Here is a 1270-nt window from a genome sequence, read left to right as displayed (position 1 = left end):
CCCTATCCCGGAACTACGACCGCCAAGTGCCTCGGCCCCTAGCCATAGGCCTCAGGAATCCACTGACAACAGCATTGAGATTCCTTCTACTTGTGCTTCCGGTTAGGCGGGCCCGACCCAGTAGCGGCGTTTGCCGTTGCGGCTGTCTTCGTAGACGCCACCGTTCTTTTCGATTGTGGCCCGGGAGCCGGCGTTATCTTCATCGCAAGTGAGGAGAATTCGGGCGATGCCCAGCTCCCTGGCAATTGGCAGGGCGTTGGCCAAGGCGGCAGCTGCGTGGCCGCGGCGCCGTGCGGAGGGCCTCACGCTGTAGCCGATGTGCCCACCCTGATTGAGAAGGAAATCGTTCAGCTCGTGCCGGATGGCCAGTGAGCCAAGGAAAGTGTCACCGTCCACGATCCACAGGTATGTGCAGGGTACGTACCCTGTTTTCCTCGGGCTCTCCGGCCGGGCATCGTTGACGAGGGCATCGACGAAGCGGCGGAACGACTGGTCATCTTCGAGTTCTTCCAGTGGCCAGTCCTCCGCACCCGCGCCGTCCCGGTGGGCGCCGTCAAATTCGGCGGATCCTTCCAGCCAGGAGGAGTGATAGATGACGTCCGGAGCGATAAGGCGAGGCATTACACGATCGTATTCGAAGGGTTCTCCTTTTCTCAGGAGTCGGTCCGGTCCTCGGTGCACCGGGCAAACCCTCAGCGCCCACCTTGCGCAAAGCCCGCAGGCCCGAAAGCGCCGCCGCATCCGTGCCGAAAGGGCCAACACGGGGCCCCTGGAACCGCTCCGTATTTCAGATCGGTAACGGATGCTCCTATGCTTAGCTGGAGCCTTTGTAAGGATTTGGGGGCGAGTAGTCGTGAGGAAACCGGTATATGAGTAGTGTTCTGACAATCCGCGGAGGCGTCCCGCTAACTGGCCGCGTCACCGTTCGCGGGGCCAAGAATCTTGTCCCCAAGGCCATGGTTGCCGCCCTTTTGGGCAATGAGCCATCGGTGTTGCGCAACGTGCCTGAAATTAAGGACGTCGAGGTTGTCACGAGCCTGCTCCAGCTGCACGGCGTCAGGGTGGACAAGGATCCCGTGACCGGCGATCTGACGCTTGACCCGAAGGGCGCCAAGACGGCCTCCAGCACGGCCATCGACGCCCACGCCGGCGATTCGCGCATCCCGATCCTGCTGTGCGGGCCGCTGATCCATGCCATCGGCGAGGCCTTCATCCCGGACCTGGGTGGCTGCAAGATCGGCGACCGTCCGATCGATTACCACCTCAATGT

Annotated in this window: 1 protein-coding gene and 1 pseudogene; one reads left to right on the top strand and one right to left on the bottom strand. The window is 62.1% G+C overall.

Translation table 11 applies throughout. From position 1 onward, the window contains the following. Nucleotides 1-102 precede the first annotated feature (102 nt). Complete coding sequence (locus LQV45_RS33485) at nt 103-621, bottom strand: GNAT family N-acetyltransferase (protein WP_230012081.1); 519 nt, start codon at nt 619-621, stop codon at nt 103-105. Between the two features lie 248 nt (nt 622-869). Here LQV45_RS33485 and LQV45_RS33480 point away from each other — a divergent pair. Further along, a pseudogene (locus LQV45_RS33480) lies at nt 870-1270 on the top strand (UDP-N-acetylglucosamine 1-carboxyvinyltransferase); the annotation flags it as partial.

The sequence above is a fragment of the Microbacterium sp. Bi128 genome (assembly GCF_918698205.1).
The sequence above is the reverse complement of the archived record's forward strand: the minus strand, read 5'-3'. Positions and strand labels throughout refer to the sequence as shown.